This is a genomic window from Methylomonas rivi, assembly GCF_024505165.1.
Lineage (GTDB): Bacteria > Pseudomonadota > Gammaproteobacteria > Methylococcales > Methylomonadaceae > Methylomonas > Methylomonas rivi.
This window is the reverse complement of record NZ_JANIBK010000033.1, coordinates 1-26,109: the sequence shown is the minus strand read 5'-3', so window position 1 is coordinate 26,109 and position 26,109 is coordinate 1. Positions and strand designations below refer to the sequence as shown.

Annotated in this window: 26 protein-coding genes; 16 read left to right on the top strand and 10 right to left on the bottom strand. The window is 53.7% G+C overall.

The annotated features are described in order from the left end of the window. Nucleotides 1-50: 50 nt before the first annotated feature. On the top strand, nt 51-2,831 hold the full coding sequence (locus NP596_RS08525) for a glycosyltransferase (protein WP_256614892.1): 2,781 nt from the start codon (nt 51-53) through the stop codon (nt 2,829-2,831). 78 nt (nt 2,832-2,909) lie between these two features. Here the strand turns inward: NP596_RS08525 and NP596_RS08520 are convergent, their stop codons facing one another. Then, the gene (locus NP596_RS08520; protein ID WP_256614891.1) at nt 2,910-3,806 is read right to left on the bottom strand and encodes a phosphoribosylaminoimidazolesuccinocarboxamide synthase; all 897 of its coding nucleotides are present in this window, start codon (nt 3,804-3,806) and stop codon (nt 2,910-2,912) included. Between the two features lie 163 nt (nt 3,807-3,969). Here NP596_RS08520 and NP596_RS08515 point away from each other — a divergent pair, with 163 nt between their 5' ends. Both NP596_RS08515 and NP596_RS08510 read left to right on the top strand, forming a co-directional pair. Further along, nucleotides 3,970-5,310 carry a type VI secretion system contractile sheath domain-containing protein gene (locus NP596_RS08515; RefSeq protein WP_256614890.1) on the top strand — a complete coding sequence of 447 codons (1,341 nt, stop codon included), beginning with the start codon at nt 3,970-3,972 and terminating at the stop codon, nt 5,308-5,310. Nucleotides 5,311-5,495: 185 nt separating this feature from the next. Beyond that, nucleotides 5,496-7,490 carry an autotransporter family protein gene (locus tag NP596_RS08510; RefSeq protein WP_256614889.1) on the top strand — a complete coding sequence of 665 codons (1,995 nt, stop codon included), beginning with the start codon at nt 5,496-5,498 and terminating at the stop codon, nt 7,488-7,490. A gap of 37 nt (nt 7,491-7,527) precedes the next feature. Here NP596_RS08510 and pqqE read toward each other — a convergent pair whose 3' ends face one another. From pqqE to NP596_RS08475, 7 genes are all read right to left on the bottom strand, one after another. After that, a complete protein-coding gene (gene pqqE, locus NP596_RS08505) occupies nt 7,528-8,655 on the bottom strand; it encodes a pyrroloquinoline quinone biosynthesis protein PqqE (RefSeq protein WP_256614887.1) in 1,128 nt (375 codons plus the stop codon). Beyond that, a complete protein-coding gene (gene pqqD, locus NP596_RS08500; RefSeq protein WP_256614886.1) occupies nt 8,633-8,905 on the bottom strand; it encodes a pyrroloquinoline quinone biosynthesis peptide chaperone PqqD in 273 nt (90 codons plus the stop codon). The genes pqqE and pqqD overlap by 23 nt, the downstream gene beginning before the upstream one ends. 29 nt (nt 8,906-8,934) lie before the next feature. Next, nucleotides 8,935-9,498: a Uma2 family endonuclease gene (locus tag NP596_RS08495; RefSeq protein ID WP_256614885.1), complete on the bottom strand. Its 564-nt coding sequence runs from the start codon at nt 9,496-9,498 to the stop codon at nt 8,935-8,937. Between the two features lie 2 nt (nt 9,499-9,500). Next, entirely contained in the window at nt 9,501-10,229 is a 729-nt protein-coding gene (gene pqqC / locus NP596_RS08490; protein ID WP_256614884.1) for a pyrroloquinoline-quinone synthase PqqC, read from the bottom strand. Nucleotides 10,230-10,241: 12 nt separating this feature from the next. After that, the gene (gene pqqB, locus NP596_RS08485) at nt 10,242-11,153 is read right to left on the bottom strand and encodes a pyrroloquinoline quinone biosynthesis protein PqqB (RefSeq protein WP_256614883.1); all 912 of its coding nucleotides are present in this window, start codon (nt 11,151-11,153) and stop codon (nt 10,242-10,244) included. Between the two features lie 104 nt (nt 11,154-11,257). Next, nucleotides 11,258-11,332, bottom strand: a complete 75-nt coding sequence (gene pqqA, locus NP596_RS08480; RefSeq protein WP_054760176.1) for a pyrroloquinoline quinone precursor peptide PqqA — start codon at nt 11,330-11,332, stop codon at nt 11,258-11,260. A gap of 151 nt (nt 11,333-11,483) precedes the next feature. After that, nucleotides 11,484-12,272 (bottom strand): sulfite exporter TauE/SafE family protein, encoded by a 789-nt coding sequence (locus NP596_RS08475; RefSeq protein ID WP_256614882.1) that lies wholly within the window; start codon nt 12,270-12,272, stop codon nt 11,484-11,486. A gap of 91 nt (nt 12,273-12,363) precedes the next feature. Here NP596_RS08475 and NP596_RS08470 point away from each other — a divergent pair, with 91 nt between their 5' ends. From NP596_RS08470 to NP596_RS08440, 7 genes are all read left to right on the top strand, one after another. Continuing rightward, entirely contained in the window at nt 12,364-13,602 is a 1,239-nt protein-coding gene (locus NP596_RS08470; protein ID WP_256614881.1) for a multifunctional CCA addition/repair protein, read from the top strand. Nucleotides 13,603-13,609: 7 nt separating this feature from the next. Beyond that, entirely contained in the window at nt 13,610-13,960 is a 351-nt protein-coding gene (locus NP596_RS08465) for a DMT family protein (RefSeq protein WP_256614879.1), read from the top strand. A 28-nt stretch (nt 13,961-13,988) separates the two neighbouring features. Continuing rightward, entirely contained in the window at nt 13,989-14,834 is an 846-nt protein-coding gene (locus NP596_RS08460; protein ID WP_256614878.1) for a 23S rRNA (adenine(2030)-N(6))-methyltransferase RlmJ, read from the top strand. A 23-nt stretch (nt 14,835-14,857) separates the two neighbouring features. Continuing rightward, nucleotides 14,858-15,283, top strand: coding sequence for a hypothetical protein (locus tag NP596_RS08455; protein WP_256614877.1), 426 nt, complete (start codon nt 14,858-14,860; stop codon nt 15,281-15,283). A 33-nt stretch (nt 15,284-15,316) separates the two neighbouring features. Next, a complete protein-coding gene (gene tldD, locus NP596_RS08450) occupies nt 15,317-16,756 on the top strand; it encodes a metalloprotease TldD (protein ID WP_256614876.1) in 1,440 nt (479 codons plus the stop codon). Between the two features lie 20 nt (nt 16,757-16,776). After that, entirely contained in the window at nt 16,777-18,108 is a 1,332-nt protein-coding gene (gene pmbA, locus NP596_RS08445) for a metalloprotease PmbA (protein WP_256614875.1), read from the top strand. Nucleotides 18,109-18,195: 87 nt separating this feature from the next. Beyond that, nucleotides 18,196-19,476: a cyclic di-GMP phosphodiesterase gene (locus NP596_RS08440; RefSeq protein ID WP_256614874.1), complete on the top strand. Its 1,281-nt coding sequence runs from the start codon at nt 18,196-18,198 to the stop codon at nt 19,474-19,476. On the opposite strand, the gene NP596_RS08435 is transcribed toward NP596_RS08440, so the two are convergent. Both NP596_RS08435 and NP596_RS08430 read right to left on the bottom strand, forming a co-directional pair. Next, nucleotides 19,473-20,486 (bottom strand): quinone-dependent dihydroorotate dehydrogenase, encoded by a 1,014-nt coding sequence (locus NP596_RS08435; protein ID WP_256614873.1) that lies wholly within the window; start codon nt 20,484-20,486, stop codon nt 19,473-19,475. The two genes, NP596_RS08440 and NP596_RS08435, sit on opposite strands and share 4 nt — an antisense overlap. A 73-nt stretch (nt 20,487-20,559) precedes the next feature. Then, nucleotides 20,560-21,654: an NAD(P)/FAD-dependent oxidoreductase gene (locus tag NP596_RS08430; RefSeq protein WP_256614872.1), complete on the bottom strand. Its 1,095-nt coding sequence runs from the start codon at nt 21,652-21,654 to the stop codon at nt 20,560-20,562. Nucleotides 21,655-22,025: 371 nt separating this feature from the next. On the opposite strand from NP596_RS08430, the gene NP596_RS08425 reads away from it, so the two are divergent. The 6 genes from NP596_RS08425 (at nt 22,026) to hxlA (ending at nt 26,045) form a co-directional block, all read left to right on the top strand. Next, complete coding sequence (locus tag NP596_RS08425; RefSeq protein WP_256614871.1) at nt 22,026-22,934, top strand: hypothetical protein; 909 nt, start codon at nt 22,026-22,028, stop codon at nt 22,932-22,934. Nucleotides 22,935-23,051: 117 nt separating this feature from the next. Continuing rightward, the gene (locus tag NP596_RS08420; protein WP_256614870.1) at nt 23,052-23,324 is read left to right on the top strand and encodes a type II toxin-antitoxin system Phd/YefM family antitoxin; all 273 of its coding nucleotides are present in this window, start codon (nt 23,052-23,054) and stop codon (nt 23,322-23,324) included. Further along, nucleotides 23,324-23,659 (top strand): type II toxin-antitoxin system RelE/ParE family toxin, encoded by a 336-nt coding sequence (locus NP596_RS08415; RefSeq protein ID WP_256614869.1) that lies wholly within the window; start codon nt 23,324-23,326, stop codon nt 23,657-23,659. The genes NP596_RS08420 and NP596_RS08415 overlap by 1 nt, the downstream gene beginning before the upstream one ends. Further along, on the top strand, nt 23,656-24,603 hold the full coding sequence (gene pip / locus NP596_RS08410) for a prolyl aminopeptidase (RefSeq protein WP_256614868.1): 948 nt from the start codon (nt 23,656-23,658) through the stop codon (nt 24,601-24,603). The genes NP596_RS08415 and pip overlap by 4 nt, the downstream gene beginning before the upstream one ends. 10 nt (nt 24,604-24,613) lie before the next feature. Beyond that, the gene (locus tag NP596_RS08405) at nt 24,614-25,201 is read left to right on the top strand and encodes a UbiX family flavin prenyltransferase (protein WP_256614867.1); all 588 of its coding nucleotides are present in this window, start codon (nt 24,614-24,616) and stop codon (nt 25,199-25,201) included. A 196-nt stretch (nt 25,202-25,397) separates the two neighbouring features. Next, nucleotides 25,398-26,045, top strand: coding sequence for a 3-hexulose-6-phosphate synthase (gene hxlA, locus NP596_RS08400; protein WP_256614866.1), 648 nt, complete (start codon nt 25,398-25,400; stop codon nt 26,043-26,045). Nucleotides 26,046-26,109: the final 64 nt, after the last annotated feature.

Sequence of the window (26,109 nt, the reverse complement as noted above, 5' to 3'; positions counted from 1 at the left end):
ATAACGTTTACCGATCCCCCCTTTTTTAGATTTGGAGTTTTCCGCTCGAAATGAAAGCCAAAATAGCTACCTTATTTACTTTAATAGTTCTGGTTGTCGGTAACTTCGCCGTCTGGACTTATATCAATAACCCGTTGCAACTGCCGTCTTGGAACAGCACCATGATGGGCGTCACTTACAACGGCACCCGGCGCGATTTTAGTCCCGAGAAGAAAAATTACCCGACTCGCGAACAAGTGCAGGCAGACCTGGAACTGTTAGCCGACAAGGTGCATTCCATCAGAACCTATACCTCTATCGAGGGCATGGAAGTTGTGCCCGAGTTGGCCGCTAAAACCGGTATTAACTTAGCGATGGGCGCCTGGATAGATTTGTTCGACGACAATACCACCGAGGCAGACAAACAGACCATCGAAGAAAAAAATCGCCGCGATATCGAAAGCCTGATCAATTTAAGCAACCAGTATCCTAAAACCATAGTTCGCACCTTGGTGGGCAACGAATCCTTGTTGCGGGCGCGTTCCAAGCTTGCCGGCCCTATTGCCGAGCAAATCCGCTCGGAATTCGGCGGTCGACTTAGCGAACAGGAAATCAACGACAAAATCGAAGCCGAAGTCAAACTCAAGGTTGCCGAGAAAGCCAATCAATTGATCGACTACATAAGGGAAGTCAAAAAACGCACCTGGAAGCCGGTGAGCACCTCCGAGACCTGGGATATTTGGGTCGCTAATCCCGCGCTGGTGGCCGAAGTGGATTATATCGGCGTTCACGTGCTGCCTTATTGGGAGGGCGTGCCTGTCGACCTGCCGAGCGGTGCCGAAGGCGATGCCGCGGTCGACTATGTGTTCAAACGGTTTTACGAGTTGCAACAACTGTATCCGAATAAACCCATCGTCATAACCGAGGCGGGTTGGCCTTCCGACGGACCGCCGCAAAAAAGCGCAAGCGCATCGCTAATCAACGAAGCCAAGTTTTTACGGGCTTTCCTGAATAGGGCGACGGCTGAAAACATTATTTACTATGTTATCGAGGCGTTCGACCAGCCCTGGAAAATCGAACTCGAAGGCACGGCCGGTGCGTATTGGGGCTTATTCAATGCCGATCGCCAGCCGAAATTCCCGATGGAAGGCGAGGTGGTCGCCAACCCGATGTGGCGCAACTTCGCCAGTGGCGCCGCGGTACTCAGCGTTATCTTGATGGCGGCCTTTTTGTTTACCCGCAAGAGTTTGAAGTTGCCGGGTAAATTGTTGTTCGGCATCGTGGCCAACTTGGCGGCCTCGGTATTATTCTGGTCGGCTTCTATCGCAGCGGCCCAGTATCAAACCAGTTTTTCCGTGGTGTTCTGGAGCATTCTGTTAATGATGCAGGCCATGGCGATTCTGGTGTTGTTGACGGAAAGCCTGGAACTGGCGGAAGTGTTGTGGCACCGCAAGGGGCGGCGCACGTTTACGCCGCTGCAGCCGCACGCGGATTTCAAATACCCTAAAGTCTCCATCCATCTGCCGATTCATAACGAACCGCCGGAAATGGTGCGCAAGACCCTGAATGCCTTGGCCAAAGTGGATTACCCGAACTTTGAAGTGCTGGTCATGGATAACAACACCAAGGACCCGGCGGTTTGGCAACCCGTGCGGGCGGATTGCGACCGCTTGGGCGCTAAATTCAGGTTCTTCCATCTGGATAACTGGCCGGGCTTCAAGGCCGGCGCGATTAACTATGCGTTGGAAAACACCGCCGAAGACGCCGAAATTATCGCCGTTATCGATAGCGACTACATCCTGTCGCCGGACTGGCTGAAATCCATGGTGCCGTATTTCGACCGGGAAAACGTCGGCTTCGTGCAATCGCCGCAGGATTACCGCGACGCCCACCAAAGCACTTTCAAGGACATGTGTTATTGGGAATACGCGGGCTTCTTCAATATCGGCATGGTGCAGCGCAATGAATACAACGCCATCATCCAGCACGGCACCATGACCATGGTGCGCAAATCGGCCTTCGATAAGGTCGGCGCTTGGGGCGAGTGGTGTATTTGCGAGGATAGCGAACTGGGATTGCGCCTCTACGAAGCCGGCTACGATTCGGTCTATTGCAAGGAATCGTTCGGTCGCGGCTTGATGCCGGATACCTTCTCCGGCTATATGACGCAACGTTTCCGCTGGGTATACGGCGCCATGCAAATCATCAAAAAGCATTGGCGGCATTTTTTGCCCAACAAAAAGTCATCGCTGACGTCCGCGCAACGTTATTACTTCGTGGCCGGTTGGCTGCCCTGGTTTTCCGATGCCTTGGCGCTGTTGTTTACCGGCGCCAGTTTGATTTTGACCACCCTGCTGGTGCTTAATCCGCTGCATAGCGAATTGCCGATCAACGCGTTCTTGTTGCCGACCATCGGTTTGTTCGTGTTTAAAGTGGGACGAGGCCTGTGGCTGTATAAGGCTCGGGTGGCCTGTTCCACGCTGCAAGCCTTGGGCGCTGCTTTGGCCGGGTTGTCCTTGACCCATACCGTGGCGCGCGGCACCTTGCAGGGCTTGTTTACCTCGGGCAAGCCCTTTATGCGCACGCCGAAATACGAAGCCCAGGGGCCGCTGATTGCCGGCTTGTTGGTGATCTGGCAGGAAATTCTGTTGTTGAGCTTGTTAGTCGCCGGCATCGTGGCGATGCGGATGGAGCCGCAATTCGACAACACCAGCGGGCAGTTGTGGGTTGCCGTACTGGCCGTGCAAGCCGTACCGTATCTGGCCACTTTCCTGACCATTTTAATCAGTGTGGCGCCCAACTATTTGCCGGGTAAAAAACTGGCCGCCGAAGAATTGGATACCGACGCCTAAATTGTCGGCGCAATAAATATAAAAAGGCCGCATCGGTTACAAGCGATGCGGCCTTTTTTATCCGGTCCGGTAAAGAACCTATTTGCCGGTCAGTTTTTGCTTGGCTTCCTGATATTTTTCCGCGCATTTTTGCACGACCAGCGGGGGCAGTCTGGGGCCGGGCGCGGTTTTGTTCCAATCCAGGGTTTCCAGATAATCGCGCAAGTATTGCTTATCGAAGCTGGGCGGGCTGATGCCGACTTGGTACTGTTCGACCGGCCAGAATCGGGAGGAGTCCGGGGTCAACGCTTCGTCGATCAGATATAATTTGCCGCTGTTGTCCAGGCCGAATTCGAATTTGGTGTCGGCGATGATGATGCCGCGCTCGCGTGCATAAGCGGCTGCCGTGGTATACAGCTTGATGCTGACATCGCGGACTTGTTCGGCAAGCTCTTGGCCGACTAAGGCAACAGTATCGGCAAAACTGATGTTTTCGTCGTGAACGCCCATTTCGGCTTTGCTGGATGGGGTATAAATGGGTTCGGGCAGTTGTTGCGCTTGTTGCAGGCCGGCGGGCAATTCGATACCGCATACCGCGCCGCAAGCCAGATAATCTTTCCAGCCAGACCCTATCAGATAACCGCGGACGATGGCTTCGATCGGCAGGGGTTTTAAGCGTTTCACGACAATGGCACGGCCTTCTAAGGGCTGTCTCAACGCCGGGTCGGGAACGACTTGGTCCAGGCTCAAGTCGTCCGCCAAGTGATTGGGGATGATGCCGCGCATTTTTTCAAACCAGAAATTGGAGACTTGCGTCAACACCTGGCCCTTGCCGGGAATCGCTTCGGACATGATGACGTCAAACGCCGACATGCGATCGGTGGTGACGATCAATAAGTGCTTGTCGTCTATTTCGTACATGTCGCGGACTTTGCCGCGGCCGAGCAGTTTCAGGTGCGGAAGGGAGGATTCGTACAGTGCGGCGGGAGCGTTCATGGGCTGCGAGGACCTGTCAATTAAATAAAGGCGGATTTTATCATTAACGGATAAGCCGGACACGGACGGCTTGGCTCTCCCGCCTACAAAATCGTTTGCAATGCTTGTTGCCGGGTGCGGGCTCTGTTACTGTTTATAAAAACTAAAATCAAGAGGAGGTGCGATGTCCGGCAGAATCGACTTTACCATGGACTTTAACAAGTCCGGCGCCGCGCAAAGCCGCCAACAAGTACAAGCCTACCGGTTTTATATCTTGGGCGGATTTTCCGGGGCCGGCGATACGCCATGGGAGCAACGTAAAATCCGCGCTATCGATAACGATAGCTTCGATCGGGTCATGGCCGAAATGGCGCCCGTCCTCCGACTCGATACCCATTTGCAGTTGCGTTTTGAATCGGTGGAGGATTTTCATCCGGATACCTGGTTGGATAAAGTTAAACTCATTGCGGATTTGCGGGTATTAAAACAGCAACTGAGCAATCCGGTCACGGCCGCGCAAGCCGCCGCGAAAATTCAGGCTTTTTTTCCGTCGGCACAGGCGGCTGTCGAGCCGGAGGCGGTAACGGAAAGCCAGGATGAGTTGCTGGAGCGGCTTTTGGGAAAGAAACCTGAGAAGACCTACGATGAACCGGATACGGTCGAGCGTCTGCTCAAACAAATGGTAACGCCTTTTGTTACCAAAAACACCGAGCCGCAGTACCGGCATTGGCTTGATGTGATCGATGCGGCTATCGGTCAAATCTTGTGTGCGGTTTTACACAACCCGGATTTTCAAAGTCTGGAAGCGCTATGGCGGGCCACTCAAATACTGCTGAACGAGGAGCTTGCCGACGGGCACGATTTTTATCTGCTGGATATTAGCCGGGCCGAGTTAATGGCCGAACAGAAAAGCGGCGGCCCGACGTTGGCTCAAAAAATAGTACAGCATGTTCAAAAAGGGGACGGCGAGCGGGAAGTCGTATTAATTGGGCATTTCCGCTGCTCCGAAAGCGGCGAAGACCGTGAATTGTTGTCGTATTGCGGCCGTTTGGCGCAACAGTGCGGCGGCCGTTTTTTAGGCGATGCGGATCAGGGCTTTATTCAACGGACACTGAGCGCCGAAGCCGAGGGACGTTCAAATTTTAGCGCGCAGAGGCTGCTATTGGCTTATCCGCGTTATTTGCTGCGGCTGCCGTATGGACAAAAACGCGACCCTATCGATGTGCTTGAATTTGAGGAATGCTCGGCGATACCGCGGACGGAGGAACTGTTGTGGGGCTGCGCATCCATGCTACTGGCGCGCGGGCTGATCAGAGCATCACAAGAGTACAGCGCCGAAGCCTTGTTTTTTAGCGACATTCCCGCCTTTAGTTATGAGGAGGAAGGCGAGCCGGTGTTACAGCCGGGAACGGAAGTCGTGCTGACCGAGGCGCAAGCGAATGAACTCTTTACCCTTGGCATCATGCCCTTGATCGGCTATCGCCAGCGGCGGGGCGTGCGGTTATGGGGTATTGCAGGCTTTTAATAGGCTTCGAACATGCGCTTAACGCTCATGAAGCCTGCGCCACCTGGAAGCAATTTCCAGGTGGCGCAGGCGTGCCGGGAACCGGCCGCGCGAAAAGCGCGGCTATACTACTAAACTTTACATGATCCCCGAGGCGGATTAGCCTTGATCGCTTCGATAGCTCCAACCGCAACAACAAACATACGATGGCTGAAAACCCGATAGTCGCCTCTCTTCGTACCGCGCCATCCGCATTGTCGATCTGTTATCTGGGGCTGTTCTCCGTGTTGGGGCTCGCCGAAGCGTTGCCGACAGCTTCGCAAATCTCGGCGGAATTTTATTCGCTGCAACTCCGGGGCTTGACCTTCGAGGCGGGCGGGCAGCTCGCCGAAGTGTTTATTTACGACGATACCTTCGATGCCGCCGCTTTCGGCTCCATCAGCATCGTCAATGCCAACACGCAACAGACGGTGTTTTCCGCAAGCTACGGCGATTACGGCGTTTTTGAAAGCCCCGGCACTTTCTCGGAAAGTTTCTTGCTGCCTTATGCCACGCCGTTGAACATCAGTATCAGCGGGCAGGAATTCAGCAATATGTCCATCATCTACGGCGGGCAAACCATGGCTTCCGGGGGGACTTTTAACAGCCAGTTTCCTAGTTTCAGCACCAACTTGACTATCGATAATCCGTTACCGGTGGCAAATAACGATAGTTACAGCACGCTAAAGGATCAGCCGGTGACCCTGAATTTTCTGGCAAACGATGTCAATGTGGCGCAGTTGGATAGCATCGGTAGCGCTTCGCACGGCAGCGTAACGTCCGACCGGGGCGGTTTTGTCTACACGCCGGCGGCCGGCTTTGTCGGTACGGATAGTTTCAGCTATACCGTCAGCAGCGTCAGTGGCGGGCAGGCAAACGCTACGGTAACCATCGTCGTGGCCGACGCCGCTTTGAGCGATGCCGCGCCCGATCCTCTGGATACCACCCTGATCGAAGTAGTGCAGAATATTTTAACAACCGAGTCCGCTTCGCCGGCTTTGCTGGAACGCGCCGAGGGTATCGCCTTGTTATTGAACCAACCCGGCGGGCTGGAAAAAGTCAATCAGGCATTACAAAATTTATCGCATGAAGAAACCGTTACCCAAGCACTGAGCGGTAGCCGTTTATCGCGGATACAGGTTAACAATATCAATCAGCGCCTGGTCGAACTGCGCGGCGGCGCTACCGGCATCAGTTTGAAAGGTTTGTCGCTGAATGTAGATGGGCAGGCCCTGCCCAATGCGGCATTGGCCGGTCTTGCGCCTTATCGGGCCGAAGGCGGCGCGGCCGGCGATGGCGATTTGTTTGAACGCTTGGGCTTGTTCGTAAACGGTCAGTTCGAAACCGGCGAGCGGGTCAATACCCCGCTGGATCCCGGTTATCGCGCCAAGACTTACGGCGCGAGCGTGGGTGCCGATTATTGGCTGACCCGGAAATTATTGTTGGGGATGTCCGGCGGATACGGTTATACCGGGTCGGAACTGGATACCAACGCCAGCCAATTGGATATCGATGCCTATACCGTATCCGGATTCGGATCCTACACGATCGGCGACAATGCCTTTGTCGATTTTATCGCCAACGCTACCTTTAATACTTACAAAAGCGCACGCAAAATTGCGTATGTCGATGCGTTCGGCCCGGTCAACGAACAGGCGAATGCCCGGGCGCAAGGCATGCAGCAGCGCTATAGTTCCACGCTGGGTTACGATTATCCCTGGCAAGGCTGGACATTCGGTTTGCGCGGCCGCGGCGAATATAGCCGGGTAGGCATCGACGCTTACCGCGAACAGGGCGCGGACGGCTTGAATCTGGCGATTGGCGAACAAAGCATCGTATCGGTGACCAGCGGTTTGGGGGGCATCATTAATTATGCCTTGAGTACGCCGTTTGGCGTACTCAATCCGCAGATCAATCTGGAATGGGAACACGAGTACCAAAAGGATGCGCGGCGAATACTGGCTCATTTTGTCGACGACCTTTCGGGTAATACCTTCTCGGTGCGCTCCGGGAAGCCGGATCGCGATTATTTGAATTTAAGAAGTTCGTTATCGGCAACTTTGCCCAATGGCGGCTCGGCCTTTATCCAGTACGAGACGGTATTAAGCTTGCAGAACGAAAGCCGCCATGCCTTTAACGCCGGGGTACGTTTTGCGTTTTAAGCGAGTCGGCGGCGGTTTCAGCCCGCGCACGCCCGGTTCAGTATAGCTGTTTGGAGTTTTTGCTGTTACGAAACACTAACGGTTTTTCCTCGCCGGAGAGCGCCAGTTGGCGGGCCGAGTCAATGGCCGCGTCGATCCGGTAGCGTTCGGGAGATTTGCCGCAGACAGGGTCGGTGCTGTACATGTCGCCGTTGAACAAAAATGCCTGGCAGCGGCAGCCGCCGAAGTCCTTGTGTTTTTCGTCGCAGCTGCGGCAGGGTTCCTGCATCCATTCGGTGCCACGGAAGAAATTAAAGGTTTTGGATTCGTTCCAGATTTCCGCGATGCTGAAATCTTTCACATTCGGGCAATCCAGTCCGGGCAGTTCCCGGGCGGAGTGGCAGGGTAAAGCGGTGCCGTCCGGCGCGATGGTCAGGAACGTCGTGCCCCAGCCGTTCATGCAGGCTTTGGGGCGGTCTTCGTAGAAGTCAGGCACCACGTAATAAATCTTCATCTTGCCGGCGACTTTTTCCTTATAGGCCTGGGCGATTTTTTCCGCTTCCTCGAATTGTTCCCTGGTCGGCAGCAGGGCGTCGCGGTTCAAATGCGCCCAGCCGTAATACTGGGTATTGGCCAGTTCCAGGTAATCGGCGCCCAGGTTTTCCGCCATTTCCAGAATTTGCGGCATTTGGTGAATATTTTCGCGGTGGATCACCACGCACAGCACCATCGGGTAGCCGTGCTTTTTCACCAGTTTTGCCACGTCCTGCTTGTGTTGGTAGGTGGCGGTGCCGGCGATATGGTCGTTGAGTTCCTGGGTGCTGGCCTGGATACTGACCTGGATATGGTCGAGCCCGGCTTGTTTCAGTTCGACGATTTTTTCTTCGGTCAGTCCGTAGCCGGAGGTGATCAGATTGGAGTAATAGCCCAGTTCGCGGGCGTGGCGCACCAGTTCCGACAAATCCTGGCGAGTCAAGGGTTCTCCGCCGGAAAAGCCCAATTGTACCGCGCCCATTTTGCGGGCTTCGCTTAAAACCCGTTTCCAGTCGTCGGTGCCGAGTTCGTCAGGGTATTTGGCGTAATCCAGCGGATTGGAGCAATACGGGCATTGCAGCGGGCATTTGTAGCTCAGCTCGGCCAGCAGCCAGCGCGGCGGGGTGATATTAAGCTTGTCTGATCCAGCCATTTTGCAAAGCCACGTTTAGAAAGTTGGTAATGTCGTTGGTCAGGCCGGCGGTCGCAAATTTTTCTTCCAATTCGGCCACGATTTGCGGCAGCGCGCGCGAGCCATCGCAGAGTTTGAGGATTTCCGCCGAGCTTTGATTTAACTCGACCATGCCTTCGGGGTAGAGTATCACGTATTTTTGCTGGGCTTCTTCCCACTGAAGTCTGTGCAGAGGGGAGAAGCTGATCGGTTGATCATGGTTGATGGTCATGGGATTCCGTTAGTTGCGCAGGTGCTTGATTAAGCCGCTGCAATATCTTCAAAAATTTCCGCCATTGGCAGGTTTAAGCTCAGGCTGGTTAATTCGCAATCGACTTCGCCGACGTAATCGTGCAACAGCCAATCGCTGTCGTTGGTGCGTCTGAAGCACTCTACTCGCCGGTTGTCGACGTCGACGATCAGGTATTCCTGAAGAGAGTCCAGTTTGCGATAGGCGACGAATTTACCGCCGCGGTCATAGTCGGCCGTCGAGTCGGACAAGACTTCGACAACAAGCGTAGGATGTGACAGATAGTGTTCGGCTAATCTGTCCTCCGGGTGGCAGGACACCATTACATCCGGGTAGAAAAACGCATCGGCCGCTTCTACGTGTAACTTCATATCGGCAATATAGGTTCGACAAGGCGTGCCGCGCAGGCGTTGTTTCAAGGCCAAGGCAAGGTTCAGGCTGGCGATGGCGTGATCCTGCCGAGCGCCTGTCATCGCAAACACTTCGCCCGCCACAAACTCGTGTTTCTCGACCTGGGTTTCTTCCCAAGCCAGAAACTCTTCGGCACTCAAACAAATTTGCGCGGCGGTTTGCATCGTTATTGTTCGATATTGAAATAGGGCGGCATGTCGGCGACATAAGCCAGATACATCGCGTCGGCCATGCTCCACAACACATCCAGTTTGAATTTCAGAATTTGCACCATGCGTTCCTGCTGTTCGCGGGTTTTGTACCAGTCCAGCGTCAGTTCCAGCCCGTGCTCGACATCGCGGCGGGCTTCGGTCAAACGTTTGCGAAAATAAGTGTAACCCTCTTGTTCTACCCAGGGGTAGACATCGGGCCAGTTGTCCAGACGCTGTTGATGGATTTTGGGGGCGAATAGTTCCGTCAGCGATGAACTGGCGGCTTCGTGCCATTCGGCGCGGCGGGCGAAATTGACATAAGCATCCACCGCGAAACGCACGCCGGGCAGCACGTGTTCCAGGGATGTAATTTCCTCGCGGGTCAGGCCTACCGCCATGCCCAATTGTATCCAGGCTTCGATGCCGCCGGGGTCGCCGGGGTGGCCGTCGTGGTCCAATATGCGTTGTACCCATTTGGCGCGGGTTTCCCGATCCGGGCAATTGGCCATGATATTGGCGTCCTTGATCGGAATCATGACCTGGTAATAAAAGCGGTTGGCGACCCAGCCTTGCAATTGCTGTTTGTTCAGCTTGCCTTCATTCATCAGCGTGTGCATCGGATGATGAATGTGGTAATACTTTTCCATGCCGCGCAATTTAGCTTCGAATTCTTCGCGGCCCCAGGGTTGATTATCAGCAGTCATGTAACACCTTTGTTATAAGTCGATTTCCAAACCGTCGTAAGCCACTTCGATGCCGTTGGCGTCCAGGGTTTTACGCTCCGGCGAATCTTCGTCGAGAATCGGGTTGGTGTTGTTGATATGTATCAAAATCTTGCGGGCGTTCGGCACGCCGTTCAGCACTTCTATCATGCCGCCGGAGCCGGATTGCGGCAAGTGGCCGATTTCGCGCGCATGTTTGTGGCTGATGCCGCGGACGACCATTTCGTCGTCGGTCCAGAAGGTGCCGTCCACCATCAGGCAGTCGACGCTTTGCATGGCTTTGAATACATGCGGCTCGATTTCGCCCAGGCCGGGGGAATAATACAGTTTTTTACCGGTGGAAATTTGTTCGACAATCACGCCGATGTTGTCGCCGTCGTGCGGGTCGTGGCGGTGCGGCGAATAGGGCGGCGCCTTGCTTTTTAAGGCGTGAGCATACAGGCGAATGTCGTCTATGCCGGGAATCTCGAACGGCGTCTCGTCGCAGGCAATAGCATGATGGTTGACCGTGCAATAGTCCTTCAGCATGTTGAACAGCGGGAAGCCCGTGGTCAGGTCTTGTCTGACCATTTCGGTGCAATACACGTTTAACGGTTTGCCTTCGCGCAGCATCAGCATGCCTGTTGTATGGTCGATCTGGCTGTCTATCAACAGCACGGCCTTGATGCCGGTGTCGCGGATGCCTTGCTTGGGCTGGATGGCCGGAAAGGCTTCCAGTTGGGCGCGAATGTCCGGCGAGGCGTTGAACAGCAGCCAGTTGCGGTTGTCGGTGCTGATCGCGATCGACGATTGGGTACGGGCCTTGCCGTTGAGTTGGCCGCTACGCAGTCCCTTGCAGTTGTCGCAATTGCAGTTCCATTGCGGGAAGCCGCCGCCGGCGCCGGCGCCGAGAACTCTGATCTTCATAGTTGTTTTGATTGGGTAAGTGTGAACAATGATACGGGATTAAAAAACCGCGGGCAAAAAAAAGGGGCAGGAAAATGCCCCTTTTTCATGGTCAACCGTCAGGATTAACGGTTGTAAATGTACATGGTTACTTCAAAACCAAAACGCATGTCGTTATAAGCAGGTGTTTCCCATTTCATTTGTAATACCCTCCAGAGGTTTTGTTGTTGTGAGCTAGCTTGATCAAGAAAGCTGCGCCGAAGTATACGATGAAGTTTTTTTTCGTGCAACAAGGCAATCAAGGGTGGTACCGCAACTGTCAGAGCCGCCGCAAGCGTGGAAGTTCCCCGGTTAACCAAGCATTTTTAAGGCAATCAACAGCAAAACGGCCGCAAAGTAGCGTTTAAGTTGCCGGGCGGGCAGGCGGTGGGCCAGTCTGGCGCCTATCGGCGCGGTGAAAACGCCTGTCACGGTTATACCCCAAAAAGCCGGCAGATAGACATAACCGATGCTGTCCGGCGGCAGGGAAAGGTTTTGCCAACCCAGCAGAATATAGCTGGCGGCCGCGGAAAAAGCGATCGGTAAGGCGCAAGCGGACGAAGTGGCGACTGCATTTTTCATCGGCAAGCCGGCGTGTGCCAAGTAGGGTACGTTCATGGAGCCGCCGCCTATGCCTAAAATAGCCGATAGGCCGCCAATGAATAGCCCCATGGGGTAATCGAAACCGCCGGGCAATTTGCCGGGCGTGGGCGCGGTTTTTTTCGGCCGCGCCATCTGAAAGCTGGTGTATAGAAGATAAGCGATAAACAGGTTGCGAAGCACGCCGGCGCTAATGTATTCGGCCAGCGCGGCGCCGCCGGCGGCGCCCGCGAACAGGGTAGGCGCCAAGCGCAAAACCCTGGGCCAGACGATATTGCCCAGCCTGAAATGGGTGCGTACCGAAGCCGCGGAGGTGAATAAAGCGGAAGCCAAGGCCGTGGCGACCGCCATCAACATGATTTGCTCGGTTTCGAACTGGTGGGCCCTGAACAGCCAGCTCAAAAAAGGCACCACCAATACGCCGCCGCCAATGCCGAATAAACCGGCGCTGAGGCCTGCCAGCGAACCCAGCAATAGACTGGCTAAAAAAATCTCTATCATAATGGCCGCGGCGTCCGAATAAGCAAAGCACTATGATACCGACTCATTTATACTGTGCGCTTAAATCCATCAAACAGGCGAGTCAGGTTTAATGAAAATTTATCTAGTCGGCGGTGCGGTACGGGATCGTTTACTGGATTACCCGGTATCGGAACGCGATTGGCTGGTAGTGGGGGCAACCCCCGAGATCATGCTGGAACAAGGCTATAAGCCGGTCGGAAAGGATTTTCCGGTGTTTCTGCACCCGCAAACCCACGAAGAATACGCATTGGCCCGTACCGAGCGCAAAACCGCGCCGGGATATAAAGGTTTTGACGTGGATGCCAATCCGCGGGTAACCCTGGAAGAGGACTTGCTGCGCCGAGATCTGACCATTAACGCGATGGCGATAGGCGAAGACGGCGTACTGGTCGATCCGTTTCAAGGACAGCGGGATTTGCAAAACCGGATTCTACGGCACGTCTCCCCCGCCTTTAGCGAAGATCCGGTGCGCATTCTGCGCGTGGCTCGTTTCGCCGCCCGTTACGCCCATTTGGGCTTTAAAGTGGCGGCAGAAACCCGGCAACTCATGCAGGCCATGGTGAATAGCGGCGAAGCAGACCACTTGGTTGCCGAACGGGTCTGGGCCGAGTTGAATAAAGCCTTATCAGAAACCACGCCCGCCGCCTTTTTTCAAACCTTAAAAGACTGCAGTGCCTTGGCGGCGATCTTTCCGGAGATTCAGGCGCTATTCGGTGTGCCGCAACCCGCCAAATATCACCCGGAAATCGACACGGGGGTGCATAGCCTGATGTCGCTTGCGCTGGCCGCCAAGTTGTCTAACAAGCCCGAGGTTCGCTTGGCTGCCTTGCTGCACGATTTGGGTAAAGCCTTGACCGATCCGCAAAAATGGCCCAGCCACCACGGCCACGAACGCAAGGGTTTGCCGGTACTGGAGGGTTTTTGCCGGCGCCTGCGGGTGCCGAAAGCCTATAAAACGCTGTGCGCGCAGGTGATGGAGTACCACACGCATTGCCACCGGGCATACGAATTGCGCGGCGATACCTTGGTCGACATGCTGCAAGCCGTGGGCGCCTTCAAATCCGCAGAGCAGTTACAGGATTTTTTAGCGGCCTGCGAAGCCGATGCGCGCGGCCGCACGGGGTTCGAGGAGGCCGAATATCCTCAGGCCGAATACATTAAAAAAGCCGCGCAAACCGCGTTAGCGGTCGACACCCGGCAGGTTTTACAAGACAATTTGCGGGGTGCGCAAATCGGCGCGGCTATTCAAAAACTACGCAGCCAAGCTGTCAATAGCTTTAAACAACAATACACACTTCTCCCCTCTTAACCCATTTATGTCGCCGGTTTTAATTTCGATTAGCTTGCTGATTTGCAGTAACGTATTCATGACCTTCGCCTGGTATGCCCATTTGAAAGAACTCAATCACAAGCACTGGATGCTGGCGGCCTTATTGAGCTGGGGACTGGCTTTTTTTGAGTATCTATTGCAGGTGCCGGCCAATCGTATCGGCCACACCGCCTTGAATGTCGGCCAATTGAAAATCATGCAGGAAGCGATTGCGCTCAGCGTGTTTGTGCCGTTTTCGGTGTATTACCTGAAAGAGCCTTTAAAATTGGACTACCTGTGGGCTGGGGTCTGCCTGCTGGGGGCGGTTTATTTTATGTTCAGATCGAAATGGGCCTGATCTTGCCAACGAAAAACGGAATATCACTATGTTGAGTTATCGCCACGGCTTCCACGCCGGCAATTTTGCGGACGTGTTAAAGCACAGTCTGCTGACATTGGCGATCAACGCCTTAAAACAAAAAGACAAGCCGTTTGTATATATCGACACCCACGCCGGCGCCGGCAAATATTCGTTTAAATCGGAATTCGCCCAAAAAACCGGAGAATACCAACAAGGCATAGGCCGCATCTGGGCAGCCGCGCAACCACCCGAGGAAATCAGGGACTATCTGGCGGCGGTACGGGCCGAGAATACCGGCAAACAACTGGTGCGTTATCCCGGCTCGCCGCAATTGGTGCGGCGCTTGGTCCGGTCTCACGATAGATTGCAATTGTCGGAGTTGCACGGCAGCGACTACGAAAGTCTGCAGCAATTATTCGCCGGCGATAAACAAGTCAGCGTGGCCAAGGAAGACGGTCTGGAACGGCTGAGCAAGAAACTGCCGCCGATTCAAAAACGCGGTTTGGTCCTGATCGATCCCAGTTACGAAGTGAAATCCGATTACAACCGGGTGGTGGAGGCTTTGCAAGGCGCGTATAAGCATTTCGCCACCGGCGTTTATGCTTTGTGGTATCCCATCATAGACCGCAATGTCACGGAAAGAATGTTGCAACGCCTGCAGGCGACCGGCATCCCCAAGCAATTACGCATAGAGCATTGTGTGGCTGCGGACGGCGCGCTGCGAGGCATGACCGGTTCTGGTATGCTGTTCATCAATCCGCCCTGGCAATTGCAAACGCAAGCCGAGATCGTATTGCCGTGGTTGAACCGGGTGTTGACGGATGGGCAGGGGACTTGGAAAGCGGAATGGTTGGTACCTGAAACGGTTTAAATCGGGATGTCGCGGACAGGGGCATGATTAAAAAACATTTTGATTTGATTTTTGTAGCGTTGCTGACCTTGTCATTGGTCTTTTATGACCTGACATTGGAGCTGTTGACTGAAATCGCGCATTTTTTCTTCGAATTGTTATTTGAGTCGTTCGAGTGGTTCGAGCTGGGTATCGAACACCTGATAGAGCATCTGTTTCATACCGAGCATCATGCCAGCCAAATTGCCACGTTTTATATTTTGCTGCTGATCGGAGGCTTGGTTTTTTATCAATTATGGAAAGCCTTGCCGCGCCTTTACCGGTATTTTAAGCGGCGCTTACTGGAAATCTGGGTGCGCCGGAAAACCGAATGGGAACTCTATTGGCTTACATTGACCTTACCTTACAAAGTGGCCTTGGTTGCCACTGCGCTGGGCGTTGCCTATCTGGCTTCGTTTTTTGTGATGTAAGCCGTCCCCGTTTAACTCATTTTTAGAGCCATCATGCCTTTAACCGAACAAGTCAAACAATCCATTCTTGCCGCCAACAGTCTGCTGCCTCGGGATGTCGACCGGGTCATGTCGACATTGCTCAGCGTACCCGTCGATGCGGCCGATATTTACTTTCAATCCAGCCATTTCGAATCCTGGTCCTTGGAGGGCGGTATCGTCAAGGAAGGCACGCATTCCATCGAACATGGCGCCGGCGTGCGGGTGGTCAGCGGCGACAAAACCGGCTTTGCCTATAGCGACCGCATCGAATTGCCGATTCTGCTGGAAGCCGCCAACAACGTCAAAGCCATCGTCAGGCAAGGCCAGCAGGCCCAACATAGGATTCAAACCGCCGATAGCTGGCCGCAGCTTTACCGGCCGCTGAACCCGTTGAGTTCCTTGGCCGATCAGGACAAAATCGACCTGTTGAAGCGGGTGGATGCGGAAACCCGCAAACTGGACAGCCGCATTGAGGAAGTCATGGTCAGCTTGGTGGCGGCTTACGACAATGTGCTGGTCGCCAATCAGGACGGTTCGTTGATAGCCGATGTGCGGCCGTTGGTGCGCATGAATGTCAGCGTGATTATGGTGGAAAACGGCCGCCGCGAACAAGGCAGCATGGGCGGCGGCGGACGCAGCGATTACAGTTACTTCCTGGAAGGCGACCGGGCCATGGATTTTGCCCGCGAAGCGGTGCGGCAGGCGCAAGTCAATCTGCAAGCCGAAGAAGCGCCGGCCGGCAATATGACGGTGGTGCTGGGGCCGGGCTGGCCGGGTATTTTATTGCACGAAGCCATCGGCCACGGCCTGGAAGGCGACTTCAACCGTAAAGGCACCTCGGCATTTAGCGGTCGGGTCGGCGAGCGGGTGGCGTCCGATCTATGCACGGTGGTCGACGACGGCACCCTGCCGGGCCGGCGCGGCTCCTTGAGCATAGACGACGAAGGCACGCCCACCGAAAATACCGTGCTGATCGAAAACGGCATTTTGAAAGGCTATATGCAGGACAAACTGAATGCCCGTCTGATGGGCGTCAAGCCCACCGGCAACGGCCGCCGCGAGTCTTACGCGCATTTGCCGATGCCGCGCATGACCAACACCTATATGTTGCCGGGCCAAAGCGATCCCGAGGAAATTATCCTCTCGGTCAAAAAAGGCCTGTACGCCCGCAATTTCGGCGGCGGCCAAGTGGACATCACTTCCGGAAAATTCGTGTTTTCCGCCAGCGAAGCCTATTTGATCGAAAACGGCAAAATCACCCGGCCCGTCAAGGGGGCCACCCTGATCGGCAACGGCCCGGACGTGTTGACCAAAGTCTCCATGGTCGGTAACGACATGCAGCTGGACAGCGGCGTCGGCACCTGCGGCAAAGAAGGACAGAGCGTGCCAGTCGGTGTCGGCCAGCCGACCCTGAAAATCGACGGCATGACCGTTGGCGGTACCAGTCTGTAATCGAGTTTAAGAGAAAAATTGTGCAAAATCAGGATGAAATCCAGCGTTTAAAACATGTGGTTCAGCAATTGCTGGACGAGGCGAAACAGCAAGGAGCCACTGCCGCGGAGGCGGCTTTCAGCGTCGACAACGGTTTATCGGTATCGGCCCGCTTGGGGGATGTGGAAACCATAGAATATCACTGCGATCAAGGTATAGGCGTGACGGTGTATTTCGGCCGGCAAAAAGGCTCGGCCAGCACCAACGACGTATCGGCGGACTCCTTGAAAGAAACCGTCAAGGCGGCTTGCAGCATCGCCCGTTATGCCAGTGAGGACGAATACGCCGGCTTGCCGGACCCGGCGTTGTTGGCGACCGAGTTTCCCGATTTGGACTTAAATCATCCGTGGGACATCAATGCCGAAACGGCCATTACGCTGGCCGTCGAATGCGAAAATGCCGCCCGCCATTTCGACAAAGCCATCAGCAACTCCGAGGGCGCCACCGTCAACAGCCACCAAGGCACTCGGGTATTCGGCAATTCATTGGGGTTTTTGCAGGGTTATCAATCCAGCCGCCATTCCATCAGCTGTTCGGTGTTGGCCGGCAGCGGCGACAGCATGCAGCGCGATTATTGGTACAGCGTGGCGCGGAATCCGGCCTTGCTGGAAACCGCGCGCTTCGTCGGCGAAAAAGCCGCGCAACGCACCGTGGCCCGGCTGAATGCCCGCAGTCTCAGTACCCGGCAATGTCCGGTGCTGTTTGCGCCGGAAATGGCCTCCGGTTTGATCGGTTCTTTGCTGGGAGCCATCAGCGGCAGCAGTTTGTACCGCAAATCGTCGTTTTTGCTGGATAGTCTGGATAGCCAAATTTTGCCGGACTTCGTGCGCATACACGAACAACCGTTGTTGGTCGGCGGCATGGGCAGCGCCAGCTACGATGCCGAAGGGGTGGCGACAAGGGCGCGGGATATCGTCAGCGACGGCATTTTGCGCAGCTACATACTCAGCACCTATTCCGCCCGTAAATTGGGCATGCAAACCACCGGTAATGCCGGCGGGGTGCATAACTTGATTGTCGAGCCGGGCGAACAGGATTTTGCCGGCATGTTGAACTTGTTGGGCACCGGTTTGCTGGTTACCGAATTGATGGGACAGGGCGTCAATCGGGTGACCGGCGACTATTCGCGCGGAGCCTCCGGCTTTTGGGTGGAAAACGGCATGATTCAATATCCGGTGCAGGAGATTACCATCGCCGGCAACCTGAAATCCATGTTGCGTAATATCGTGGCGATAGGCAACGATGTGGATTTGCGCGGCAATATTCGGGTGGGATCCATTTTATTGGAGCAGATGGCGATAGCGGGCGAATAAATCGAGCGCATTTTCAAGTCATTGAAATTTTTTGTTGGATTGAAGTCTAATCGGACGGTTTGAGGCTAGCAGCGGACACGCGCAACCATGCAAAACAAGATCAACGACTTATTGATAGATTCGCTCGAAGAAGTTCGGATCGAGGTCAAGGATCTGAAAATCGGCATGTTTGTGTCCAAATTGGATAGGCCTTGGCTGGAAACCAATTTCCGATTTCAGGGCTTTGAATTAAAAAACCAAGCCGATATCGATGCGGTACAAAAACAGTGCGATTTTGTTTTTGTCGACACTACAAAACAGACCAAGGTACCGCAATATGTGGCCCGTAGCACGGGCTACACGCCCGACTTTCTGGAAAAGGTCCAGCCGCCCGCCAAGAGCTCGTCTTTTCGGCGGGAAATTAGCAAGGCCGAAGTCATCTACCAAAAAACCAGCGGCTTGGTCAAAAGCTTCATGGAAGAGGTTAAATTCGGTCGCCCCATCAATGCCTTGGCCGCCAAAAAAGCCGTGGCCTACTGTGTCGATAGCGTGTTGAACGCGCCCGATGCGCTGATGTTGATGACGCAACTGAAAAATCGCGACGAATATACGGCACAGCATAGTATGAATGTGTGCATTTTCTCGATTGCGTTGGGACGGCAAATTAATCTGCCGGTCGAGGAGCTGAATCATGTCGGTTTGTGCGGGATGATGCATGACATGGGCAAGATGCAAGTGCCGCTAGAAGTCTTAAACAAACCGGGGCGTCTGACGCCGGAAGAGTTAGCCGTGATGCAAACGCATGCCGCCAAGGGTTGGAAAATTTTGCTGGCAACTCATGGCATGTATCCGGGCGCGGTGGACGTGGCGTTTACCCATCACGAGCGCCTGGACGGCAAGGGGTATCCTCGGCAATTAAAGGCCGAGCAAATTACTCCGTATACGCGTATCGTGGCTATTGCCGATATGTATGATGCGGTCAGTAGTGATAGGGTCTATAAAAAAGGCAGGTCGCATCTCGATTCAATTAAAGTTCTTACCGAGTCTTCTTCCGACGGCCACCTCGATCCAGGGCTGACCATGAAATTTATCGAATGTCTGGGGATTTACCCGGCCGGAAGTTTGGTGGAACTGAATAGCGGCGAAATAGCCATGGTGATCGAGGTTAACCCAAAAGCAAAACTCAAGCCGAAGATTTTGATGTTGCGCGACTCGCAAAAACAGCCTTGCCTGGAGTTCGTGGTGGATTTGGCCTTAGCCGGTTCGAATTTCGCTGGTCAGCCGTTAAAGATTTCCACGGTGTTGCGCCCTGATGAGTGCGGAATCGATTTGCTCAAATACTATCAGAGCGGCTTATTGCAAAAGGGTTGGAAACAGGCCGAGCCTTAAAGGTTTTGTAAAATATCTTCCAGCAGTTGCGGACCCTTATAAATCAGGCCGCTGTAAACCTGTACCAAGCTGGCGCCGGCTTGGATTTTTTCCCGCGCATCGCTGCCGCTCAAGATACCCCCCGCCGCAATAATCGGCAATTTGCCGTTTAACGCCGCCGCCAAACCTTTGACGACGGCTGTCGAGCTGTCTTTGACCGGTGCGCCGCTGAGGCCGCCGGTTTCATTGCAAAGAGGGTGGCCTTGCACTTTGTCGCGGGCGATGGTGGTATTGGTGGCGATGACACCGTCGATGCCAAATTCCAGCAGCAAATCCGCAATACGCCGGATGTCCTCGTCGGTTAAATCGGGGGCAATCTTGACCGCCAGCGGGGTGTATTTGCCATGCTCGGCCTGTAATTTGAGTTGTTCCTGTTTCAATGCAGCCAACAACTGCTTGATTTCGTCGCCCTGTTGCAATTGGCGCAAATTTTTGGTGTTGGGCGAGGAAATATTGATGGTGATATAGCTGGCCGGCAAATAGCTTTTGCGCAAACCGATCAAATAATCTTCGGTGGCTTGTTCTATCGGCGTGTCGGCGTTTTTGCCGATATTGATTCCCAATATGCCGCGATACCGGCATTGGGCGACCTGTTGCAATAAATGATCGATACCGAAATTATTAAAACCCATCCGGTTGATGATGGCTTGGTGTTCCGGCAACCGGAACAGGCGCGGTTTGGGATTGCCGGGTTGCGGCCGCGGCGTTACCGTGCCTATCTCGATAAAACCGAAGCCCAGCGCGGCTAATGCGTCGATGTAATCGCCGTTTTTATCCAGGCCGGCGGCCAAACCGAGCGGATTTTTAAATTCCAGTCCCATCACCGTGACCGGTTTATCGGTCGATTGCGCCCTGCTCAAGCTTGATAGGCCGGCTTGTTCGGTCAGTTTCAATAATTTCAACGTGACATGATGGGCGGTTTCCGGATCCAGGCTAAATAATACGCGGCGTAATAAAGGATAAAGATTCATGGTGTTTTTTAGAATGTATAGGTCGGGTTAGCGAAAAGTGTAACCCGATATGGCGGTTCGGAAGTAAACAAAACTAGCCGCGGTTCAAGGCGTAAGGCGCGGGGTCGAGGCTGGGCTGTCTTTGTAGAATCAGATCGGCCAACAAGCGGGCGGATGCCGGCCCCATGACCAAGCCGTTGCGAAAATGGCCGGCGTTGACGCTGAGGTTGTCTACATCGGGGTGAAAACCGATATAGGGTATGCCTTTTGGGGTGCCGGGCCGTAAGCCTGCCCAATGCGCGCAGACCGGGTGTTTTTTCAGTTCCGGCATTAGGCCTATGGCAAAGTTGTATAGTTGTTCTCCGGCTTCCGCGGTGGTGATTTTGGTAAACCCGGCTTGTTCCACGGTGCTGCCGGCCAAAATCTTGCCGTCGCGGCGCGGAATCAAATAATGGTCGCCGTCCAAAATCATGTGTTTCAGCGTGTCGGGTTGGGCGTCAAACAGCAGCATTTGTCCGCGTACCGGTTGGATCTGCAAGCTTATCGAAGCTTGCGGCAGCCAGCGGTTTAAGAAATCCGCGCTCCAGGCGCCCGCGCAGATGATGGCTTGGTTCGGGCTAAAGCTTTGTTCAAAGGTATGGATCGTTTGTAAGCGCCTATTCTCAATTTCAACGCCGGTGATTCCGGTGTTTTCGATAAAACGCACACCGTTTTGCAGTAAATAGGCTTTTAACGATTTTAGCAAGCGAGGATTGCGCGCCTGCGCAATACCGGGCAGCCATAAAGGCCGGTCGCAGAGGGTATCGATGTGTTCCAGTAATGCGGCCGGTGGATCTTGATAAGAAATATGGCGGGTATTGCACCATTGTATGGCTAAATCGTAGTCCGGGTTTTTGCAGATCAGCATGCCGCAAGGGGTCCATTCCGGGTCGATGCCGGTGGTGTCGAGCAATTCCCGGCTCAGGCCGGGATAACTTTGCAGGCTGGCGACAACCAGATCGGAAATCGCGCCGGCCTGCCGCCAGGGGTAAATGGGCAGCAAGATGCCGCCGCCGGCCCAGGAGGCTTCCTGTCCAAGGTTCGATTTGTCGATAACGGTGATGTTGCGGCCCACCAATTGTAATTCGCGGGCGGTTAATAAACCGCTGATGCCGCCGCCTATGATCAGAATGTCTGTGTCGTGGGTCATGTGAAAACGGACTGTTTGGGTGGAAACAACTTAACACGAAAAGTCGATATTTGCCGTTTACCAGCCGGAATGTCTGCTCAAAATCGGTTATCGCGGCCGGGTTTTGCGTTGTTTTGGTGCGGCAGAGATCGGCGTATTTTGCTTGTGCAAATTTTAAACTAAATGTTGTTTTTTTTTAACATTTAGTGAAATCACTTTACGCTAAATTTGTATTATATTGATATATATTAACTTTTTTCGATAAAAAAAATAAGACTAAAACTTGTAAGGATGCGAAACAGCTGCTATTATTGCCTACGTAGAAAAATCCTGTGTTGCAATTAAGCAAAAAGCAGACTGGCTAACAACAATAAACCCTTGGGGGGACAGCAATGACTTTAAATAAAACCCAATTAGCGCTGGGCATCGCCGCAGCGACATTATCCATGGCCATGGTTGCGCCTGCTCAAGCGGCGGACAATAAAGCCGAACGCGTTGCCGATGCGGCGGCCAGAAAAGCCGAGGCCCTGGAATTGCAAATGCAACAAATGGCCGATCAAATGGCTGCCATGCAAGCGGAATTAGGCCGGGTTAAATCGGCTTCCGCGCAAACTTCAACCGAATCGGCCAAAGTGCAAGAGCTGGATCACTGGATGGCTTCCATGAAATCCGCGCCCGCGGCTTCTACTTCCAAAGATAACTTGGTTGCGGTGCGTGGTGGTTGGAGCAAGCTCGATCACGCGCGCGCGAACTCTAATTCTGTTTTAACCGACGGTGGTTTACTTTCCAATAATACCAACGCCGACGGTTACTATTTTGGTGGCGCGTTCGACTTCAATGTCAACAACGACTTATTCGGTTTGATGGACGATACTTCGTTCATGATTGAATTTGGTTTCGAATATGCTGAATACGGTACCGGTGCCAATACTTTAACCAATGGTACTTTGACCGCCCTGCAAACATCCAACAGCCAAACAATAGCGCTTAACGGACACAATGGCACATCGACTGATGCCCGCCTGAGAATCAACGCCTCGCCAAAAATCAAATTCATGCACGGCAGCAAATTCCGTCCGTGGCTGATTCCGGTCGGTCTGGATGTTAACATTCTGGGTGTGCCTTCCAATGCGGTTTCCGTGTTGAACGCCGGCATGAATTTCGGTGCCGGTGCTGAATACGACTTGTTCAGAGGCATCGTAATCGGTGCGGATACTCGCTACCACTACATGACTAGCAAAATCGACGGTACACCTAACAATGGTTTCACTGCCGGCGGTTACGTAGGTTTCAAATTCTAATTTGTTACTTACTTAAGTCGGGCGAAAAGGGAAGGCGAAAGCCTTCCCTTTTTTTATGTCTGCGATTCATTAGTGGTGCTATACTCGGTACTAAATTTGGTGATATGCGAGTTTTCAATGAATCTAGTAACTGATATTAAGCCGGTGAGTTATTTAAAGGCTCATTCTGCGGAACTTTTGCAACAAATAAATCAAACCCATCGGCCTATTGTCATTACTCAGAACGGTGAGCCGCGAGGGGTTTTGCAAGATGCCGAAAGCTATGAGAATATGCGCAATGCCTTGAGTTTGCTGAAGTTGCTGGCGCAAAGCGAAGAGGATATTCGTAATGGCGATCTGCTGGAACAGCAGGATGTGTTTCGCGAAATGGATGAGTTGCTGGCTGAGTAATGACCCAATTGCGTCGGGTTCAGTGGACTAAAACTGCTCGAAACGATCTGCGACAGCTGGTGATATACCTAAAAAGTCGCAGCCCCAGTGCCGCCGCTTCGCTGCTGGGTGAGATTAAAGCCAAGGCGTTTCAGCTGGAACTGCTGGCGGAAAGAGGGCGAATGGTGCCGGAATTACAGGCTCAAGGGGTGTTCCAGTTTAGGGAGTTGCTGATTTCCCATTGGCGAATCGTCTACAAAATTAATGAAAATGATGTGCGTGTGTTAGCGGTGCTGGATGCGCGTCGGAACCTTGAGGATTTGCTATTGGAACGCTTGTTGGGTGGTGAGATTTGAAGGTGCTTTACCCGGAAATTTTTCCATTTCACACGTTTTTTCTGGAAACCGGCAGCATGCATCAAGTGTACGTCGAGCAATCGGGTAATCCTGTAGGCATTCCTGTGATTTTCCTGCACGGCGGGCCGTGCTCAGGCACCAAGCCGGACCACCGGCGTTTTTTCAATCCCGATCTTTATTGCATTATTTTGCTGGATCAGCGCGGGTGCGGGCGGTCGTTGCCTTTTGGCGAGTTGGAAGGAAATACCACGCAAAACCTAATAGAAGACATGGAGCGCGTCAGAATCAGGCTGCGCATCGAGCGGTGGCTGCTGTTCGGTGGTTCCTGGGGAGCGACGTTGGCATTGCTGTATGCGCAGCAATTTCCCCGACACGTCCTGGGGATGGTTTTGCGCGGGGTGTTTCTGGCGCGCCAGACGGATATGCATTGGTTTCTGCGGGACGGAGCCAATCGTATTTATCCGCAACGCTGGCAGGATATGCTGGATGCCGTGGGGGCGGTATCCGGCGATGAAGTACTGGCAAGGCTGTGCGAGGCCGCGTTCGGCAGCGACTCCGCGGCTGCCGAACGGGCGGCGTTGCACTGGCAATATTGGGGCGGTCAGGTGGCATTGGGGGCGGAATTTGCACTTGTCGACGCGCCGCCGGATATTCAGGCGGTCAAGCAGGTGCGGATGGAACTGCATTACGCGCGGAATAATTATTTCGTTGCCGAGAATCAAGTTCTGCAAAATTGCGTGCTGTTGCAGGATATTCCTACTATCATTATCCACGGCCAAAATGATTTAACCTGCCCGTTGGAAGCGGGGTGGCGCTTGCATCAAGCGCTGCCGAAAGCCGGTTTTAGGGTGCTGCCTAATGCGGGACATGTCGCCAAGGGCGAGGAAATGATAGATGCATTGGTGGCCGCCGCCGATGAAATGGCTGTCCTTTTGGCTGGATAATTAGAAATTTATGACAAATAAAAAGCGGCTGGTCATAGCCATGACCGGGGCGACCGGCGCCATTTACGGCGTGCGCATGCTGCAAATCCTAAAGGGTTTGCCCGAGTGGGAGACGCATCTGGTGATTTCCGCTGCCGGCCTGGTAAATTTGAAATACGAACTGGATATGGATCGGGCCGCGCTGTACCGGTTGGCGGATGTGGCGCACGGCATCAACGATATTGCTTCCTGCATAGCCAGCGGTTCCTTTAAAACCGAAGGCGTCGTGGTGGCGCCCTGCTCCATGAAAACCTTGGCGGCGATTGCGCACGGTTTCGGCGATAACCTGATTTCCCGCTCGGCGGATGTGGCTTTAAAGGAGCGGCGTAAAACCGTGCTGGTGCCGCGGGAAACGCCGTTGAATTTGGCGCATATTCGAAATATGGCCGCAGTGACCGAGATGGGTGGTATTATTTTCCCGCCCATGCCGGCGTTTTACAATAAATCCGACTCCGTCAAAGCGATGGTGGATGAAGGCGTGGGACGGATCTTGGATATGTATGGCGTGACTATCGATGGATTATTCAAACCTTGGGCGGGTTTGGGTAATGAAGGATAAAAAATCGATAAAATACGAAAATTAACAAGTAAATGGCAGGCTTTCAATTGACAGGGTGCCCAATTCTGATTTAGAGTTGCTGCCAGCTTTTTTATTGCTCATCAACGACAGTACACTATGCGGCCTTTTGGCGGGCGTACCAATATGCTGATGAGCGGTTCTTATAACTATAACTGTAACAATCGGAGCACATCCCATGGCAAGACCATTAATTCAAATGGCGTTAGACTCTTTGGATTTCGACCAAACCGTAGCGTTGGCGGATCAAGTAGCGCCTTATGTTGATATTTTTGAAATCGGTACCCCTTGCATCAAATACAACGGTGTTAACCTGGTAAAAGAACTGAGAAACCGTTATCCGGACAAATTGTTGTTGGTTGACCTGAAAACCATGGATGCCGGCGAATACGAAGCAGGTGCTTTCTACGCCGCCGGCGCCGACATCTGCACCGTATTGGGCGTATCCGGCTTGGCAACTATCGGTGGCGTAATCAAGGCCGCGAAAAAACACGCAGCCGAGGTTCAAGTTGACCTGATCAACGTGCCTAACAAAGCCGAGTGTGCACGCGAATCCGCTAAATTGGGCGCGCAAATCATGGGTGTTCACACCGGTTTGGACGCGCAAGCTGCAGGTCAAACCCCATTCACCGACTTGAACGAAGTCGCTTCTTTAGGTTTGAATGTTCGGGTTTCTGTTGCCGGCGGTATCAAGCCCGCCACTATTGAACAGACCGTTAATGCGGGCGCCAACATCATCGTTGTCGGTGCGGCTATTTACGGCGCGCCTTCTCCAGCGGAGGCCGCCCGTGAAATCCGTGAATTGGTAGACGCTGCGGCTGCATAAGTTAGCTTTGTCGCTACCTAGCATTTATTAGGCATGCTAAGGACGGGTGGCGCTAGCCACCCGT